Source organism: Neorhizobium sp. AL 9.2.2 (assembly GCF_013317225.1).
Classification (GTDB): Bacteria; Pseudomonadota; Alphaproteobacteria; order Rhizobiales; family Rhizobiaceae; genus Neorhizobium; species Neorhizobium soli.
Genome location: NZ_JAALXU010000007.1, coordinates 168434 through 185593, shown reverse-complemented (window position 1 = coordinate 185593; position 17160 = coordinate 168434). Strand labels below are relative to the sequence as shown.

19 protein-coding genes and 1 pseudogene are annotated in these 17160 nt (G+C 60.7%); 11 read left to right on the top strand and 9 right to left on the bottom strand.

Features of this window, described 5'->3' with window-relative positions; all coding sequences use genetic code 11:
* Positions 1-2: 2 nt before the first annotated feature.
* From G6K99_RS15830 to G6K99_RS15815, 4 genes are all read right to left on the bottom strand, one after another.
* Positions 3-1361 carry a murein L,D-transpeptidase family protein gene (locus G6K99_RS15830; protein WP_062462017.1) on the bottom strand — a complete coding sequence of 453 codons (1359 nt, stop codon included), beginning with the start codon at positions 1359-1361 and terminating at the stop codon, positions 3-5.
* 204 nt (positions 1362-1565) lie between these two features.
* Positions 1566-2519 (bottom strand): acetyl-CoA carboxylase carboxyltransferase subunit alpha, encoded by a 954-nt coding sequence (locus G6K99_RS15825; protein WP_092659372.1) that lies wholly within the window; start codon positions 2517-2519, stop codon positions 1566-1568.
* A 64-nt stretch (positions 2520-2583) separates the two neighbouring features.
* Positions 2584-3525 carry a site-specific tyrosine recombinase XerD gene (gene xerD / locus G6K99_RS15820; protein ID WP_174197119.1) on the bottom strand — a complete coding sequence of 314 codons (942 nt, stop codon included), beginning with the start codon at positions 3523-3525 and terminating at the stop codon, positions 2584-2586.
* A 26-nt stretch (positions 3526-3551) separates the two neighbouring features.
* The gene (locus tag G6K99_RS15815) at positions 3552-3710 is read right to left on the bottom strand and encodes a hypothetical protein (RefSeq protein ID WP_092660944.1); all 159 of its coding nucleotides are present in this window, start codon (positions 3708-3710) and stop codon (positions 3552-3554) included.
* Between the two features lie 145 nt (positions 3711-3855).
* Here G6K99_RS15815 and G6K99_RS15810 point away from each other — a divergent pair, with 145 nt between their 5' ends.
* The 3 genes and pseudogenes from G6K99_RS15810 to G6K99_RS15800 form a co-directional block, all read left to right on the top strand.
* A complete protein-coding gene (locus G6K99_RS15810; RefSeq protein WP_062461798.1) occupies positions 3856-4461 on the top strand; it encodes a shikimate kinase in 606 nt (201 codons plus the stop codon).
* Positions 4458-5588 carry a 3-dehydroquinate synthase gene (aroB, locus tag G6K99_RS15805; protein ID WP_174197118.1) on the top strand — a complete coding sequence of 377 codons (1131 nt, stop codon included), beginning with the start codon at positions 4458-4460 and terminating at the stop codon, positions 5586-5588. The genes G6K99_RS15810 and aroB overlap by 4 nt, the downstream gene beginning before the upstream one ends.
* Before the next feature lie 20 nt (positions 5589-5608).
* Positions 5609-6472 (top strand): annotated as a pseudogene (locus G6K99_RS15800) (transporter associated domain-containing protein); the annotation flags it as partial.
* A gap of 7 nt (positions 6473-6479) precedes the next feature.
* Here the strand turns inward: G6K99_RS15800 and G6K99_RS15795 are convergent.
* Positions 6480-6761, bottom strand: coding sequence for a BolA family transcriptional regulator (locus tag G6K99_RS15795; RefSeq protein ID WP_062581759.1), 282 nt, complete (start codon positions 6759-6761; stop codon positions 6480-6482).
* A 116-nt stretch (positions 6762-6877) separates the two neighbouring features.
* Here G6K99_RS15795 and G6K99_RS15790 point away from each other — a divergent pair, with 116 nt between their 5' ends.
* From G6K99_RS15790 to G6K99_RS15775, 4 genes are all read left to right on the top strand, one after another.
* The gene (locus G6K99_RS15790; RefSeq protein ID WP_174197116.1) at positions 6878-7525 is read left to right on the top strand and encodes a J domain-containing protein; all 648 of its coding nucleotides are present in this window, start codon (positions 6878-6880) and stop codon (positions 7523-7525) included.
* A gap of 62 nt (positions 7526-7587) precedes the next feature.
* Positions 7588-8580, top strand: coding sequence for a cobaltochelatase subunit CobS (cobS, locus tag G6K99_RS15785; protein ID WP_062583028.1), 993 nt, complete (start codon positions 7588-7590; stop codon positions 8578-8580).
* 52 nt (positions 8581-8632) lie between these two features.
* On the top strand, positions 8633-10549 hold the full coding sequence (gene cobT, locus G6K99_RS15780) for a cobaltochelatase subunit CobT (protein ID WP_174197115.1): 1917 nt from the start codon (positions 8633-8635) through the stop codon (positions 10547-10549).
* A gap of 44 nt (positions 10550-10593) precedes the next feature.
* Positions 10594-11553, top strand: coding sequence for an esterase-like activity of phytase family protein (locus tag G6K99_RS15775; RefSeq protein WP_174197236.1), 960 nt, complete (start codon positions 10594-10596; stop codon positions 11551-11553).
* Positions 11554-11585: 32 nt separating this feature from the next.
* Here G6K99_RS15775 and G6K99_RS15770 read toward each other — a convergent pair whose 3' ends face one another.
* Together G6K99_RS15770 and rpmB are read right to left on the bottom strand one after the other, a co-directional pair.
* The gene (locus G6K99_RS15770) at positions 11586-12227 is read right to left on the bottom strand and encodes a queuosine precursor transporter (RefSeq protein ID WP_174197114.1); all 642 of its coding nucleotides are present in this window, start codon (positions 12225-12227) and stop codon (positions 11586-11588) included.
* Between the two features lie 107 nt (positions 12228-12334).
* The gene (gene rpmB / locus G6K99_RS15765) at positions 12335-12637 is read right to left on the bottom strand and encodes a 50S ribosomal protein L28 (protein WP_062461777.1); all 303 of its coding nucleotides are present in this window, start codon (positions 12635-12637) and stop codon (positions 12335-12337) included.
* A gap of 256 nt (positions 12638-12893) precedes the next feature.
* Here rpmB and G6K99_RS15760 point away from each other — a divergent pair, with 256 nt between their 5' ends.
* From G6K99_RS15760 to G6K99_RS23435, 3 genes are all read left to right on the top strand, one after another.
* Complete coding sequence (locus tag G6K99_RS15760) at positions 12894-13670, top strand: DUF3108 domain-containing protein (RefSeq protein ID WP_174197113.1); 777 nt, start codon at positions 12894-12896, stop codon at positions 13668-13670.
* Between the two features lie 28 nt (positions 13671-13698).
* Positions 13699-14583 (top strand): EamA family transporter, encoded by an 885-nt coding sequence (locus G6K99_RS15755; protein WP_174197112.1) that lies wholly within the window; start codon positions 13699-13701, stop codon positions 14581-14583.
* 300 nt (positions 14584-14883) lie between these two features.
* The gene (locus tag G6K99_RS23435; RefSeq protein ID WP_256413811.1) at positions 14884-15009 is read left to right on the top strand and encodes a hypothetical protein; all 126 of its coding nucleotides are present in this window, start codon (positions 14884-14886) and stop codon (positions 15007-15009) included.
* 39 nt (positions 15010-15048) lie between these two features.
* Here the strand turns inward: G6K99_RS23435 and G6K99_RS15750 are convergent, their stop codons facing one another.
* Positions 15049-15465 (bottom strand): cupin domain-containing protein, encoded by a 417-nt coding sequence (locus tag G6K99_RS15750; RefSeq protein WP_174197111.1) that lies wholly within the window; start codon positions 15463-15465, stop codon positions 15049-15051.
* A gap of 4 nt (positions 15466-15469) precedes the next feature.
* Entirely contained in the window at positions 15470-16240 is a 771-nt protein-coding gene (gene gloB, locus G6K99_RS15745; RefSeq protein ID WP_174197110.1) for a hydroxyacylglutathione hydrolase, read from the bottom strand.
* Between the two features lie 88 nt (positions 16241-16328).
* On the opposite strand from gloB, the gene G6K99_RS15740 reads away from it, so the two are divergent.
* On the top strand, positions 16329-17090 hold the full coding sequence (locus G6K99_RS15740) for a class I SAM-dependent methyltransferase (protein WP_062461762.1): 762 nt from the start codon (positions 16329-16331) through the stop codon (positions 17088-17090).
* The last annotated feature ends 70 nt before the right edge of the window (positions 17091-17160 follow it).

Below are 17160 nucleotides of genomic sequence, written 5' to 3'. Positions count from 1 at the left end.
CGTCAGTCCTTGGACCAGAACTTCCAGGCGGGCTTCTTGGCGGTCTCGGTCACCGGCTGTGTTGCCGTATAGGCAAGCGGGTTCTGTTCCGGCACAGGAACGGCAACGGTCGTGCCCTGCGCTGTCTGAACGGTCGGCGTTGCAGCCTGTGGTGCCGGCGCCGATGGAACGCTGGCGGTCTGGGCGCCACGCAACTGCGTATTGGCAATCGAGCCGGTCGTCGTTGCAGGCAGGCGGTCCTGCTTTACCATCATACGCTCGTTGATCGAGGCTGTACGGGCAGACGTCGGGCCAGCGGAGGCAAGCACGGTGGTCGCCGGCTTCTCGCCGCCCGAGGCCATGCGCTTTTCCATCATCTGCTTGAATTCCGACTGGCTCAGCAGCTTGCCGGCTTCCAGCGAGGTGCCTGTCGGCGCATAAGCGAGTTCACGGCCCTTGCGCTTGCCGGCAACGACGGCCTTGCGCTCGGCTTCCGTCGGTTCGTACCAGACCTTGCCGTCATACTTGTCCATCGCCTTCTGATAGGCGAGTTCGTAGGTCTTGGAATAGGACGACAGTGCGGATACCAGCGTCGGCGGCGTCGACATGGTCGGGCAGGCGGCGGCCGGTGCGAACTTGCCGTTGCTGTCCGCCTGCTGGTTGAAGACGTATTTCTTTTCGCAGACGTTCACTTCCGGCGGGCGCTTCGTCACTTCGAAATTGTCGTAGCCGGTCTTGATCATCTTCCAGAAGTCATAGTTCTGGTTGTCGCGGTGGCGCACCATGTTTTCCGCGCTCATGCGGAAGGGAAGCGCCTGCAGCTGGATCGAGGTCTGGCCGCCCTTAAAGGCGTCGCGTGCAAAGGCGTAGATTTCCAGAACCTGTTCGTCGGTCATGGAGTAGCAACCCGACGACGAGCAGGCGCCGTGGATCATCAGATTGGTGCCGCTGCGGCCGTTGGCGGCGTCGTAGCGGTTCGGGAAGCCGGTGTTGATGGCGAGGTAATACTGCGAATTGGGGTTCAGGTGCGCAGGGGTCAGGCTGTAGAAGCCTTCCGGCGCCTGACGGTCGCCTTCCTTCACCTTCGGTCCGAGCTTTCCGGACCAGGCGCAGATGTCATAGCTCTTGATGACGTCGAAGCGGTTGTCGGCCTTCGCCTTCCAGATCTCGAGCTTACCCTCTTCCTTGAGGATGCGGATCATGATCGGCGACTGGCGCGGCATGTTCCTCTTTTGCATCTCGGCAACGATGCTGGAAGGAAGAGGCTGCTCCTTCTTGTTCTTGACGGTCGAGAGATCGATCTTTGCAGAGTCCAGCGTATCGTTACAGCCGGTAAGGGCCGTTGCGACAAGAAGGGCGAAGGCGATGTGTTTCAGGCGCATCGAGACAAACCACATATCAGGAATGGCGAACAAATCCGTACGAGACACGATCAATAAGACGGTAAGCTTTACATCTTCTTAAACGCTTGCACGCGGCTGTCTAGCGAAACCGCCGCGGTTTTCACCGCACACCGGCAATTGCCAAAGTCCTATACCGGCGATTTTGGCAATTTCAGGGGCAGACGATCGGTTTTACGCCTGATCCTACAGGTTGCGGCCGATATCGAGGAATTTCTGCCGGCGCTGGTTGCGCAACTCGATGCCGGAGAGCTTTCCGAGTTCTTCGAGCGCCGAAGCAATCACCTTGCCGGTGGCAGCAATAACGGTTTCCGGGTCGCGATGGGCGCCGCCGATCGGCTCCGGAATGATCTCGTCGATGATGCCAAGACCCTTCAGGTCGTCGGAGGTGATCTTCATGTTGGTGGCAGCTTCACGGGCGCGGGTCGAATCGCGCCACAGGATCGAGGCTGCACCTTCTGGCGAAATCACCGAATAGATCGAATGCTCCAGCATGTAGACGCGGTTGCCGGTGGCGATGGCGATGGCACCGCCGGAGCCGCCTTCGCCGATGACGATCGAGATCAACGGGACTTTCACGCCGAGGCACATTTCCGTCGAGCGGGCGATGGCTTCCGCCTGGCCGCGCTCTTCCGCGCCGACGCCCGGATAGGCGCCTGCCGTATCAATCAGGGAGATGATCGGAAGACCGAAGCGGTCGGCCATTTCCATGATGCGGATCGCCTTGCGATAGCCTTCGGGACGCGGGCTGCCGAAATTGTGCTTCAGGCGGCTCTTGGTGTCGTGACCCTTTTCCTGGCCCATCAGCGCGACAGGCATACCGTTGAAACGGGCAAGGCCTGCCTGGATCGCCGCGTCTTCACCGAAATTGCGGTCGCCGGCAAGCGGCGTGAAATCGGTAAACAGCTTTGCGGCATAATCGACGAAATGCGGGCGCTGCGGATGGCGGGCAACCTGCGTCTTCTCCCAGGCGCCGAGCTTGGAATAGATGTCCTTGACCGCTTCCTTCACCCGGCCTTCAAGGCGGGTAATCTCGTCGGTCGTGTCTATGCCTTCATTCTCGTCCGTGAGCTTCTTGAGCTCGTGGATCTTGCCCTCGAGGTCAGAGATTGGCTTTTCGAAGTCGAGATACGTTTGCATGAGATCCGGTTTCCGGTTGTTTTTCTCTTGAGGAACGTAGCGTTCCAATTTTCGATCGGGGCTTCTAATCCCGGTTTTTGGCCTGTTTTGCAAGAGGGTGATGTGTTTGCACCGTCTGGCGAAGCCGTTCTTCCAGGACATGAGTGTATATTTGAGTGGTGGAAATGTCTGAATGTCCAAGCAGTTCCTGTACCACTCGAAGGTCGGCGCCGTTTGCCAAAAGATGGCTTGCAAAGGCGTGACGCATCACATGCGGCGAGATCGCAGCGGTTTTTAAGCCCGCCCGCGCCGCCAGTCCCTTAAGGTCGCGGGCGAAAACCTGGCGGGGAAGATAACCTTCCTTGCTGCTGGAAGGGAAGAGCCAGATGCTCTCGGCATCTTTTTCGCGGCTGGCACGCATTTCGCCATAAACCTTCATCGCGGCGATCGCCGAGCGGGAGAGCGGCACCAGCCGTTCTTTGTTGCCCTTGCCGCGCACCATCAGGAACCGGCCTTCCTGGTCCAGCACCTTTGCCGGCAGTGAGACGAGTTCGCTCACCCGCATCCCCGTTGCATACAGAAGCTCGAGCAGCGCCAGCATGCGGGCGCGGGAAATCTGATCGGGTCCCGGCTGTGCCGCTTCCTCGATGGCAAGACTTAAGAGACGTGTCACGTCTGCCTCGGTCATGATCTTCGGCAGCGAACGGCCCTTCTTCGGGGCGTCCAGAATGGATGTCGGATCGTCGGTCCGAAGGCCTTCGGCATAGAGGAACTTGTAGAATTGCCGCATGGCAGAAAGGCGTCTTGCCTGCGAGGACGCGGCAAAGCCCTGCTTGCCGAGATGGCTAAGATAGGCCGACAGATCGGCGCTTTGCGCAGACGACGGCGTCGATTTGTGGGTCGCGAGGAAGGAATGCATGTCCTCCAGATCGCGCTCATAGGACGAAAGCGTGTTCATCGCCGCACCGCGTTCGGCGCTCATCATTTCCAGAAAGGCTTCGATGTGAGCGCGAGACAGGTCGGCCATTGGTTCGTCCTATCCTTGTCAGGCGGTCAGGGCTTCTGGGCGGGCGGGTTCAGCCGTTCGGAGGGCACGCGCACGGTGACATCGCGTTCGCGCGGCTCCACCAGAAAGACCAGTGCCACCATGCTTCCGTAGATGATGCCAGCGATCACCGCGAGCACGAATAGAAACCGGAACAGGGTAGGCATCAAGAACTCCGCATGGTTGCGCTGCACTATATCCGTAAATGTTTATAGATCGACAAGAAGAAACGGTGACGGCAGTGTTTCAGGCGCCGCGCGGCTTGACGCCCATCCCGCATTTGTCGATACCGTTTCGCAAACGGACGAGACGATGAACGAAGTTGCATCCATTGCGGAACAGTCGCTCAAGCAGCGGGCGAGCGCGGCACTCGGTGGCCGCAACCTGACCCTTGTCGGCCTGATGGGAGCGGGCAAGTCGGTGATCGGAAAGCTGGTCGCCCAGGCGCTCAACGTGCCCTTCGTCGATACCGACGCGGAAATCGAAAAAGTCTCCCGCATGACGATCTCGGAGCTTTTCGCATCATACGGCGAAACGGAGTTCCGGGCGCTTGAAACGCGGGTTATCGAGCGGTTGCTGAAGCAGGGACCGCGGGTGGTCTCCACCGGCGGCGGCGCCTTCATCAACGAGGCGACCCGCGCGCAGATCAAGGCCGGCGGCGTTTCGCTGTGGCTGAAGGCGGATCTGGATGTTCTGTGGGAGCGCGTCAACCGACGCGATCACCGCCCGCTTCTGAAAACCGAAAACCCGAAGCAGACGCTGGAGAACCTGATGATCCAGCGCTACCCGATCTATGCCGAAGCCGATCTCACCGTGCTGTCGCATAATGTCCGCAAGGACGTGATGGTCAACGAGGTGCTAAAAGCGCTGGCCGGGCTTCCCAAGGCCGGCCTTGCAAAGACAGGTGACATGCCATGAACCAATTCTCCCGTGCTTCCGAACGCCTGGTGCATGTGCCGCTCCAAGGGCGCGCCTACGATATTCTGATCGGCCCCGGCCTCATCGAGCGCGCCGGCGGCGAGATCACCTCGCGGCTGAAAGGTCGCCGTGCAGCCATCGTCACGGACGAAAATGTGGCGCCGCTCTATCTCGAAGCACTGATGGACAGTCTGCAGACCGACGGCATCGAAGCCGTGTCGTTGACGCTGCCGGCTGGCGAAAAGACCAAGAGCCTCGAACACCTGTCAACCGTCTGCGACATGGTTCTGTCGGCGCGGATTGAACGTAACGATGCGGTGATCGCGCTTGGCGGCGGCGTGATCGGCGATCTCGCAGGGTTTGCGGCGGGCATCGTGCGGCGCGGCGTGCGCTTCGTGCAGATCCCGACCTCGCTTCTGGCGCAGGTGGATTCGTCCGTCGGCGGCAAGACGGGCATCAACACCCGTCACGGCAAGAACCTGCTCGGCGTCTTCCACCAGCCGGATCTGGTTCTCGCCGATACCGCAGCACTCGACACGCTGTCCGAGCGGGAGTTTCGGGCAGGTTACGCCGAAGTCGCCAAATACGGACTGATTGACCAGCCGGATTTCTTCGACTGGCTGGAAAAGAACTGGAAGGCGGTGTTCTCAGGTGCGCCCGAGCGGATCGAGGCGATTGCCAGAAGCTGCCAGTCGAAATCCGATGTGGTCGTGGAAGACGAGCGGGAAACCGGCCGTCGCGCGCTCCTCAATCTCGGCCACACGTTCGGCCATGCGCTGGAAGCCGCCGTCGACTATGACGGGAAGCGCCTCGTTCATGGCGAAGGCGTCGCGATCGGCATGGTGCTGGCCTACCAGTTTTCGGCCCGCATGAACCTTGCAAGCCCTGATGATGCCAGCCGGGTCGAGGCGCATCTGAAAGCCGTCGGCCTGCCGACCCGGATCAGCGACATTCCAGGCGAATTGCCGCCGACGCAGAGGCTTCTCGATGCGATTGCGCAGGACAAGAAGGTCAAGAGCGGCAAGCTCACCTTCATCCTCACCCACGGGATCGGCCAGTCCTTTGTTGCCGACGATGTACCGTCTTCCGAAGTGCTGAGCTTTCTTGACGAAAAGCGGAGCCGATGAGCGCGAAACGCAGCCTGCCATCGCGCTTGCTGAACGCGGTCATCCGCCGCCTGCTTCGCATGTCAGGCCTGTCGCTGTCGCCGGAAACGCTCATTTTTGCGGACCGGGACGATCTGCATTCGGCACTCGAAGCCCGGCACCGGGAGCGCGATCCCGTGCAGCGGGACCGCAACCGGCTAAGCGGTCTGTTCGAGCTTCAGGAGCTCGAAGTCTCCGACGTTATGCGGCATCGCACCGTCATGCGCGCGCTGAACGCCGACGATCCGCCTGAGGTTCTCGTGCGCACCGTGCTGGAAAGCCCCTATACCCGCATGCCGGTGTGGCGCAATTCGACCGAAAACATCATCGGCGTGCTGCATGCCAAGGACCTGTTGCGCACACTTGCCGACGTGGAGGCCGACGGGGCCCCTGTCGATGTCGTAAAGATCGCCCAGCGGCCGTGGTTTGTGCCCGATAGTACCAGCCTCAAGGACCAGCTTGCCGCATTCCTGAAGCGCAAGGTGCATTTCGCCGTCGTGGTCGACGAATATGGCGAGGTGCAGGGCATCGTCACGCTGGAGGATATTCTCGAGGAAATCGTCGGCGATATCGCAGACGAGCACGATATCGAGGTCCGCGGCGTGCGCCAGGAAGCGGACGGCTCGATCCTGGTCGATGGCTCGGTGCCGATCCGCGATCTCAACCGGGCGCTCGGCTGGAGCCTTCCGGACCAGGAAGCGACGACGATCGCCGGCCTCGTCATCCACGAATCGAAGCTAATCCCCGAAGAGCGTCAGGCCTTCACCTTCCACGGCAAGCGCTTCATCGTCCTGAAGCGCGAGAAGAACCGCATCACGCGGCTCAGAATCCGCCCGGCAGTCGAGACAGCGCTGCCCGGCGAATAGGTCTCCGCTACCAGCGCGTCGCTTCGCCCGGTGCTGCGGCTTCCACCGCCAGCGCGTGGAGACCTGCGTCAAGTTCGGGCTTAAGCAGCGCATTCACCGCCCGGTGCCGGTCGAGACGGCTCTTTCCCGCAAATGCCGGAGACACGATCCGCACCCGCATATGGGTCTCGCCGGTTCCTGTAATATCCGGCTGATGTCCGGCGTGATGCTGGCTCTCGTCGATCACCTCGAGCCGATCGGGGGAAAGGTTGTCGCGAAGCGTGGCTTCGATGCGGGCTCTTACGGTCATGTTCGGCTTCCTTTGATGGCAGACAGGGCGACGCAGAAGGGCATCTCAGAAACCAGCAACAAACCGGTTTGTCAATTCTTGTCCCGACTTCTCGGCGGCCCCATAATAGGAGCCTAATGAAACTCGATTCCAAATATTTCGACCGTATCCGGACGCGCCGGAACAGGCAGCAGGAAACGGCTGCGCAGGCTCCGACCTGCCAGTGGGACGGGTGTGACAAACCCGGCGCCCACCGCGCGCCCGTGGGTCGAAATGCGGAAGGACAGTTCTTCCTGTTCTGCTTCGAGCATGTGAAGGAATACAACAAGGGTTACAACTATTTCTCCGGCCTGTCGGATGGTGAGATTGCGCGCTACCAGAAGGAGGCGATCACCGGCCATCGCCCCACATGGACGGTTGGCGTCAACAAGGCGGCGAAAGACGGGCCATTGCATTCGAGCGCGCGTTCCAGTGCGGGCGGTGCCAGCGGAACTGCTTACGCGCAGCAGCGTTTCAAAGATCCGTTCGGCTTTGTTTCCCAGGCCCGCGCGGGCACCGGCGGACGGTTCGAAACGCAGGGACGAAAGCTGAAAACGCTGGAAGCCAAGGCATTCGATACGCTGGAACTGACGGCAAACGCGAATTCAACGGATATCAAGCGGCGTTACAAGGAACTGGTCAAGAAGCACCATCCGGATGCCAATGGCGGAGACCGCGGGTCTGAGGACCGTTTTCGCGCTGTCATTCAAGCATACCAGTTGTTGAAGCAGGCGGGTTTCTGCTAAGCCGTAAAAATATATGGCAGCGAGGATGAAGGCCGGACATTTGCCCGTGCCCTGGAGTTATGATGAGCAAGATCGACTTAGACATTTCCAACCTTCCCGACACCACAGTCTCCGTCCGGGAAGTTTTCGGTATTGATTCCGATTTGCGGGTTCCGGCCTACAGCCACGGCGACCCTTACGTTCCGGACCTTGATCCGGACTACCTTTTCGACCGCGACACGACGCTCGCCATCCTTGCAGGCTTTGCCCATAACCGCCGCGTCATGGTGTCCGGCTTCCACGGGACCGGCAAATCGACCCATATCGAGCAGGTTGCGGCCCGCCTCAACTGGCCCTGCGTGCGCGTCAACCTCGACAGCCACGTCAGCCGTATCGATCTCGTCGGCAAGGACGCGATCGTGCTGAAGGACGGCAAGCAGGTTACCGAATTCAAGGACGGCATCCTTCCCTGGGCCTACCAGCATAATGTCGCACTCGTGTTCGACGAATATGATGCAGGCCGTCCCGACGTGATGTTCGTCATCCAGCGCGTGCTGGAATCGTCGGGCCGCCTGACGCTCCTCGACCAGAGCCGCGTCATTCGTCCGCACCCGGCATTCCGCATCTTCTCGACCGCCAACACGGTCGGTCTGGGCGATACGACCGGCCTTTATCACGGCACCCAGCAGATCAACCAGGCACAGATGGACCGCTGGTCGATCGTGACAACGTTGAACTACCTGCCGCACCAGAAGGAAGTCGATATCGTTGCCGCCAAGGTGAAGTCGTTCGGCAAGACGGCGGAAGGTCGCGAGACCGTGTCAAAGATGGTGCGCGTCGCCGATCTGACCCGTTCGGCCTTCATCAACGGCGACCTGTCGACCGTGATGAGCCCGCGTACGGTCATCACCTGGGCCGAGAATGCCGAGATCTTCGGTGATGTCGCCTTCGCCTTCCGCATCACCTTCCTCAACAAGTGCGACGAGCTTGAGCGCACGCTGGTGGCCGAACAGTATCAGCGCGCCTTCGGCGTCGAGCTCAAGGAAAGTGCCGCGAACATGGTTCTTGGCGCTTAATGAACGTCGGCAGGGGCGTGACCTAACGCGCCAAGCGAAGGAAATGCAGGCCATGTCAGGTCGAGGTGACAATTCGAAACCCAAGTCGAGCGGTATGGTCGATACCGAGCCGTTGCGCCGGGCGATCACCGGCTGCGTCCGGTCGATTGCCGCCAATGGCGAGGTCGAGGTGTCGTTCGCCAACGAGCGCCCCGGCCTTGCCGGTGATCGCATTCGTCTGCCCGAAATCTCCAGGCGCCCGACGGCCCATGAGCTTGCCGTCACCCGCGGCCTCGGCGATTCCATGGCGCTGCGGATTGCCTGCCACGATACGGCCGTGCATGCCAATCTGGCGCCGCAGGGATCGGATGCGCGCACCGTGTTCGATGCGGTCGAACAGGCCCGGATCGAATCGATCGGCGCGCTGCGGATGACCGGCGTTGCCTCCAACCTCAACTCGATGCATCAGGAAAAATACGCCAAGGCGAATTTCACCGGCGTCGAGCGTCAGGAAGACGCACCGATCGGCGAAGCGATCGCCATGCTGGTTCGCGAAAAGCTGACCGGCGTGAAGCCGCCCGAAAGCGCCGGCAAGGTGCTCGATCTCTGGCGTCCGTTTATCGAGGACAAGGCGTCGGGCGATCTCGACAATCTGAGAAATGTCATCGAGGACCAGCAGGCCTTTTCCAAGGTCGTGCGCCGCATGCTGTCATCCATGCAGATGGCAGAGGATCTCGCTGGCGACGACAGCGAGCCTGAAGACATCGACAACCAGAACGACGAGGAACAGCCGAGCAGCGGCGAGACCGAGAACGAGGAAGTCGAGGAAGAAGCCGGATCTGATGCCGCGCCAGCCGAGCAGAGCGACGTTGCCGACGACGACATGGACGAAGGCGAGATGGACGGCGCCGAAATGTCGGACGAGGAGATGTCCGACGAAAGCGACGATCACTCCGAGACGCCAGGCGAAACCCGCCGCCCCAACAGCCCGTTCGACGATTTCAACGAGAAGGTGGATTATCACATCTTCACGCAGGAATTCGACGAGGAAATCACTGCCGAAGAGCTGTGTGACGAAGCGGAACTCGACCGGCTGCGCGCATTCCTCGACAAGCAGCTTGCGCATCTGCAGGGCGCCGTCGGCCGTCTGGCCAACCGGCTGCAGCGCCGCCTGATGGCGCAGCAGAACCGCTCCTGGGATTTCGACCTGGAGGAGGGTTATCTCGATCCGGCCCGCCTGGTGCGCCTGATCATCGACCCGATGCAGCCGCTTTCCTTCAAGAAAGAACGCGATACGCAGTTCCGCGATACGGTCGTGACGCTTGTTATCGACAATTCCGGTTCGATGCGCGGCCGTCCGATCACGGTTGCGGCAACCTGCGCCGACATTCTTGCTCGCACGCTGGAACGCTGCGGTGTGAAGGTGGAGATCCTCGGCTTCACCACCAAAGCCTGGAAGGGCGGCCAGAGCCGCGAGAACTGGCTTGCGAACGGCAAGCCTGCGACGCCCGGCCGTCTCAACGACCTGCGCCACATCGTCTACAAGTCCGCCGATGCTCCGTGGCGCCGGTCGCGCCGCAATCTCGGACTGATGATGCGCGAAGGCCTGCTCAAGGAAAACATCGACGGCGAAGCGCTGATGTGGGCGCATAACCGTCTCATCGCGCGGCCGGAACAGCGCAAGATCCTGATGATGATCTCCGACGGCGCGCCGGTCGACGATTCGACGCTTTCGGTCAATCCGGGCAATTATCTGGAACGGCATCTGCGCGCCGTCATCGAACAGGTCGAGACCAAGTCGCCTGTCGAGCTTCTGGCGATCGGCATTGGCCATGATGTGACGCGCTACTATCGCAATGCCGTGACCATCGTCGACGCAGACGAGTTGGCAGGTGCGATGACCGAGCAGTTGGCCGAACTCTTTGCCGATAAGTCGTCGGCACAGGGCGCCCGTGGCGCCCGCGGTGGCCGTATGCGACGGGCAGGCTGAGGGCTTCGGTGAAGTCCTTCCGCGTCGCCGTAGCTGCGGCTCTGATGTCGACTGCACTGGCCGCTCTGCCGGCCGGTGCCGCAGGTCCTGATGTAGAGGCGAGTGTCCATACCATTTCCCGTTTCAAGACGGGCTCTGACGCCACCCGTTTCGGCAAGCTCGAATTTTTGGGCGGGCTGCAGTTCTCCTCAAATGACAGCATGCTGCAATCGCTATCCGCGATCCGATTCCGTCCGGACGGTAAGAGTTTTGTTTCGGTGCTCGATACCGGTCACTGGCTGACCGGGCAGATCGAACGGGATGCGGAGGGCCGTCTCTCGGGTCTCAGCCGCCTGCAGGTGTCGCCACTGCTCTACAGGGGCGGGCGGCCGGGGTCGAAGTTCCATTCGGATGCGGAGGGTCTTGCCCTGCGTAAGGGCGAGGCAATGGTAAGCTTCGAGCAGCTGCACCGCATCGAAACCTATCCGGATCCCGGTTTCGAGGCTTCAGGCCCGACGCGCACCATAGACTTCGTCTTTCCCCGTAGGGAATTGCGGATGAATGCCGGCATGGAAACGCTGGCACTCTCGCCTGAAGACAGCCCGCTCAAGGGCTCGCTCGTGACGGTCACGGAACACAGCCTCGATCAGAACGGCAACATGTTTGCAGCCATTCTCGAGGGACCGCTGAAGGGTGTTTTCAAGATCGTCCGTCACGACCCCTATGACGCGACGGATGGCGCGTTTCTGCCGGATGGCGACTTTCTGTTGCTGGAGCGCCGCTTCAGCTTCCTCGGCGGCCTCGGCATGCGCATCCGCCGCTTCGACGCCGCACAGATCCGTCCGGATGCCCTAATCGACGGTGAAATCCTGCTCGAAGCGGACATGACCTACGCGATCGACAATATGGAAGGTCTCGACGTGATCGAGGCACCCGACGGCCGCCCGCATCTCATCCTCGTCTCCGACGACAACGGCAACTTCCTGCAGCGCAACCTGATGCTGGAATTTCGGCTCGCGGAATAAGAAAGGGGAGCTGCAGGCTCCCCTTGATTATGTCACACGGTCTTTGCAGTGACCTGCGGCATCGGCCGCAACACGGTCATCAGCGCGCCATAGGGCAGCAACAGAACGATGCCGACTAGGATCTTGACCACGAGGTCGCCGAGCGCCCAAGAGACCCAGCGCGGGGCTTCGGTCGAGAGTGCGCCCAGAATCGGAGACCAGCCGACGGCGAAGTCGTCATTGGCGCCGAGGAAGGCGAAGATCGGGGCAAATGCCAGCGAGAAGAACAGCAGCGTATCAAGCGCCGATCCGAGCAGCGAGCCTGCCAGCGGCGCCTGCCACCAGGACTGGCGACGCAGGCGGTTGAACACCGAGATGTCCAGAAGCTGGCCGATCAGATAGGCGGTGCCCGAGGCGATGGCGATGCGTGGAGCGGATGCCCAGAGCGACAGCGTCACGCCGAAGATGAAGCCGACGAGAACCACACGGCGTGCGATTGTCGTTCCGAACTGGCGGTTGGTCAGGTCTGTGACGAGGAAGGCGAAGGGATAGGTGAAAGCGCCCCAGGTCAGGAGATCGCCAAGGGCTACTCCGAAAAGGCTTCCTGTGACAGGGAACTGTACGAGGAAGTTCGAGGCGACGACGACCGCTGCCATCAGCAGGGCATAGATAAGGGTATAGCGTTTCGCTTGCATTTTTTTATCCTGGGGTATGCCACCAGTTGCGGATATGACCATGAGAAAGGGCTTGTCCGGTTATCCGGTCAAGCCCTCTTCAAAGCCGGTGATGTCGAAGGTGCTGATTAAGCAGCAGCAGTCGCTGCTTCTGCAGTCTTCTTGGCAATCTGGCGACGCAGGAGACGAGCGCGCATGGACAGCTCAGTCTCGCTGGACTTCAGAAGGAAAGCGTCGAGACCGCCGCGATGCTCAACGGAGCGAAGCGCGTGAGCGGAAACCCGCAGACGGAAGCGCTGGCCGAGCGAATCGGAGATCAGAGTGACCTGGCACAGGTTCGGCAGGAACCGACGACGGGTCTTGTTGTTGGCATGGCTGACGTTATTGCCGGTCATTACGCCCTTGCCGGTCAGTTCGCATACACGAGACATGGGATACACCTTTGTTCTATTCTGCAATCGGAAGCAATTTCCGGGCAATGCCCGACATGCCGATCCAATTGGTCCTGATTGGAAAGTTGCGGTTCTATAGTCAGTGAGGTCCGGCGCGTCAAGCCAAAACCTTGTGTTTCCGACTCTCAAGGCGTCGCTTGGTGCTTTTGCGGCTGGCGCGTCGCTGTTTTCTTGCCATTATGGTCAGTCACTATCGCCAGGCAAGTCGCTTCCATCTCATCCGTCAGGGCCGTTCATGCTTTCTCGCACATATTTCGCCGTCGCCCTGTCCTCTCTTGTGAGTCTCGGTGCAGCAACGCCTTCGATGGCGGCCGAAACCCGGCAGGTCAGCCATTACAGTATCACGCTCGGGATATTGCCGATCGCGACGGCGAGCTTTTCGAGCGAATTCGACGGCGGCCAGTACAAGATCAACGGAACGTTCAAATCGTCAGGTATCGCCGATATCATCAGCAAGGTTTCGGCGGAAACCAGCGTGACGGGTCGCATCGAGGGCCAGAAGCTGCAGGCTGACCGCTATAATCTTGTCTACAATGTCGGAAAGAGGAAGCGCGTCTACGATATCTCCTACAGCAACGGTAATGTGACCGATACGAAGGTCACCCCGCCGCCGCGTCGCAACCGGGAAAACTGGGTGCCCGTGACGGACAAGGATCTTCGCGCCGTGCTCGACCCGTTGAGCGGCCTGATCTTTCCGGCGGATGCCAAGATCTGCCCGAACCGGTTGCCGATCTATGACGGTGAATCGCGCATGGATCTGGTGCTGTCGCCGATGGGCACCAAGCCGTTTGCGGCGGAAGGGTTCAAGGGAGAGGCCATCGTCTGCTCGATCCGCTATACGCCCAAATCCGGGTTCCGTCGCGGACGCACAGATATCGAGTATCTGCGCAAGACGCCGATGGAAATCTGGTTTGCCAAGGCCGAGGGAGCAAATGTATATGCTCCCGTCTATGCCCGTATCCCGACCAGGATGGGGCCGCTATACGTGACGGCCGTGAAGATTGGCGATTAGCAGATCGGCTCATGCCGAAGGAGGCATAGTGAAGATCCGGGGTACGCTGATCGGTTTTACGGCCATTCTCATGTGGTCGCTTTTGGCGCTGATGACGGCGGCGTCCGGCAAGGTTCCGCCTTTCCAGATGAACGCTATGACGTTTGCGATCGGCAGTCTGCCGGGGCTGATCCTGTTCGCCTTCAGGCCGCAGCGCATCCGGTTGCTCAAACAGCCCGCCAAGGTGTGGATCATCGGGATCGGCGGATTATTCGGCTACCACTTTCTGTACTTCACGGCGCTGCGCAATGCGCCGGCCGTCGAGGCGGGACTGATCGCCTATCTCTGGCCGCTGCTCATCGTCGTCGGCTCGGCGCTTCTGCCGGGCGAGCGGCTGCGCTGGTACCATGTCGCCGGTGCGGTTGCCGGGCTTTGCGGCACGATCGCCATTGTCTCGCGCAACGGCCTGTCGTTCGACGGTGCCTATACGCTAGGCTACGGCACGGCCTTCATCTGTGCCTTCACCTGGGCGGGGTACTCGCTGCTGACCCGCAGCTTCGATCGTGTCTCGACCGACGTGGTGACCGGGTTCTGCCTCGCCACGTCGCTGTTGTCGCTTGTGTGCCATCTGGCGCTGGAGACCACGATATGGCCGGCGGACGCCAGCCAGTGGGCGGCGGTCGTCGGCCTTGGCCTGCTGCCGGTTGGCGCCGCCTTCTACGCCTGGGATTACGGCGTCAAGAACGGTGATATCCAGGTGATCGGCGCCGCAAGCTATGCCGCGCCGCTGCTTTCGACCCTGATCCTGGTGCTTTCCGGCTTTGCCGAACCGGACTGGCGCATTCTCGCGGCCTGCGTGCTGATCACCGGTGGAGCGGTGCTTGCTGCACGTGATATGCTGCGGCCGAAATCGAAAGCTGTCGAAGCGGATTAGCAGCCTGAGCGTCAGGCTTTGGGTGTGTTGCCTGCAACTTATCCGCTAGATTGCCATCGCAACAGCGAGTGATCTGCCGACGATGTCGATCATCCATAACGAACGAACCAAGTACGTCGCCAATTCCTTCGACCGGGCGTCGACGTCCTGTCTCACGGTCTTCGCTCCGATTGCCGCGGCGATCTATGCACCTTCGGTCTCGACTGGCAACGCTTTTATACTTTCGGTTGTGGGACCCGGTTGGCTTTTTGCCGCTGCTATTCTACACTGGGGCGGCAAGCGTATATTGAGGAAACTGCTATGACAGGTTTGCAGATATATGCGTTCATCGTTCTTCCGCTCTCGATCGCGGCTTTGGGATGGGCCTATGCCTATTTCACAGTGCGACAGCACGAACGGAAGTATGGCAAGCGCAAGGAAGACTAGGCGCTCCACACCGGTTTGTGCTCGGGTTTGTGCACGCCCTTAACCCGGCTCCCAGCCAGGCGGTGCCATCTCGAAGCTCGCAAACTCGAATCCCGGCGCCACGGTGCAGCCCACCAACGTGTAGGCGCCGAGCGGTTCTGCTGCCTGCCAGGCATCGGCCGGCACCACGGCTTGAGGCCGCTCGCCGCTGGCCAGATCCATTCCGAGCCGGATTTCCTCGACGGTGTTTCCATCTGAGATCTTCAAAAGCAGCGGATCGCCGGCATAATAGTGCCAGACTTCAGCTGCATCGCGCACCCGATGCCAGTGCGATTTCTCGCCGGCTTGAAGCAAGTAGTAGATCGCCGTCGAGGCACCGCGCCCGGTGCCGTCTCCATCGCGAAACGTCTCCGCATACCAGCCGCCTTCCGGGTGGCGCTGCATGCCGAGAGTAGTGATGATCTCTTGCGCAGTCATCGTTTTAGAAATTGTCCTTGCGCTTGCGGATTTCGGCAAACACTTCTTCGTTGGTCTTGCCCTCCATGATCAGGTTGCGGCGGATCGCGGGATCGGCGGGGCGCAGGAAGGGGTTGGTTTCCTTTTCCAGACCCATCATCGTCGGGATCGTGGACTTTCCGTCGGCGCGCAGGGCCTCGATCTCGGCGGCGCGGGTCTTCAGCCGCTCGTTGTCCGGATCGATCGTCAGCGCGAAGCGGGCGTTGGAGAGCGTGTATTCATGGCCGAAATAGATCGCCGTCTCATCGGGCAGAACAGCGAGCTTCTGCAGCGAAGACCACATGTCGGAAGCAGAGCGCTCGAACAGTCGACCGCAGCCGAGCGCGAAAAGGGTATCGGCGGCAAACAGGATCTTGTCGTCCGGAAAATGGAAGCAGATATGGCCGGCCGTGTGGCCTGGCGTCTCGATGACGCGAACGAGATGGTCGCCGAAATGGAACTCGTCGCCATCTGCGACTGTCCGGTCGAGGCCGGGGATCGCCACCGCCTCGTTGACCGGTCCGATGATTTCAAGGCCGAACTTCTGCTTCAGCACAAGGTTTGCTTCCACATGATCGGTGTGGTGATGGGTGGTGAAGATGTGGGTGATCGTCCAGCCACGACGAGCGGCAGCATCTATGATCGGCTGTTCTTCCGGCGCATCGATCGAAGCGGTCAGTCCGCTTTCAGGATCGTGCACAAGAACGCCGAAATTGTCGCTCCGGCAGGGAAAAACTTCGAGTTCCAACGGCTTCATTCTGCCTCACCTCTTGCTCAATTCCACTTGGCAGACAATGTAGAGACTGGTGCCTTGAAGTCCAACCACCTTCAGCGAGCAATTTATCTTGTCCGTCGATATCGTCGATCTGCGTGAGTTCTATCATTCTGCTCTTGGCCGGTTTGCCGAGCAGTCGATCGTCGTGGCGTTGTCGTCGCTCTGGGCGCGCCTGCCGGAGGAGCGTCTGGTCGGGCTCGGCTATGCGGTGCCCTATCTCGATCACTTCCGGGCCGATACCGAGCGCACCTTTGCCTTCATGCCGGCCGGGCAGGGGGCCGTGAACTGGCCGCCGGGCGAGCTTTCGAGCACGGCTTTGGTGTTCGACGAGGAATTGCCGCTGCCGGACAGTTCGGTCGATCGCGTGCTGCTTGTGCATTCGCTGGAATTTGCCGAAAACCCGCGCGAGACTCTGAAGGAGATCTGGCGGGTGCTGGCGCCCGGCGGGCGGCTGGTGATCGTCGTTCCAAACCGTCGCGGCGTCTGGGCACGGATGGAGCATACGCCTTTCGGCTCCGGCCGCCCCTATTCGCGGGGACAGTTGACCACGCTGATGCGTGAGACGAACTTCACGCCAGGCGCCAGCGCCGAGGCACTGTTTTTCCCGCCGTCGAAGGCGCGAACGATCATGAAGATGCGGCAGGTGTTCGATCGTATCGGTCGTCGCTTCTGGCCGGTGTTTTCCGGCGTCATCGTGCTGGAAGCGCAAAAGCGGCTGTATCAGGGGCTGCCGGTTGCAGCCCGCGCGTCGAGGCGCGTGTTCGTGCCGGTCATGGCACCGCGCGGCGTGCCGACGACGCGGACGCAACCCGACACGCCCAAAGGCTCTTAAAACCGGCTCGACATTGGGCCTTTTGAGCTTTAATGCCTGAGCATACCCTGCCCACAGACATTACCGAGAA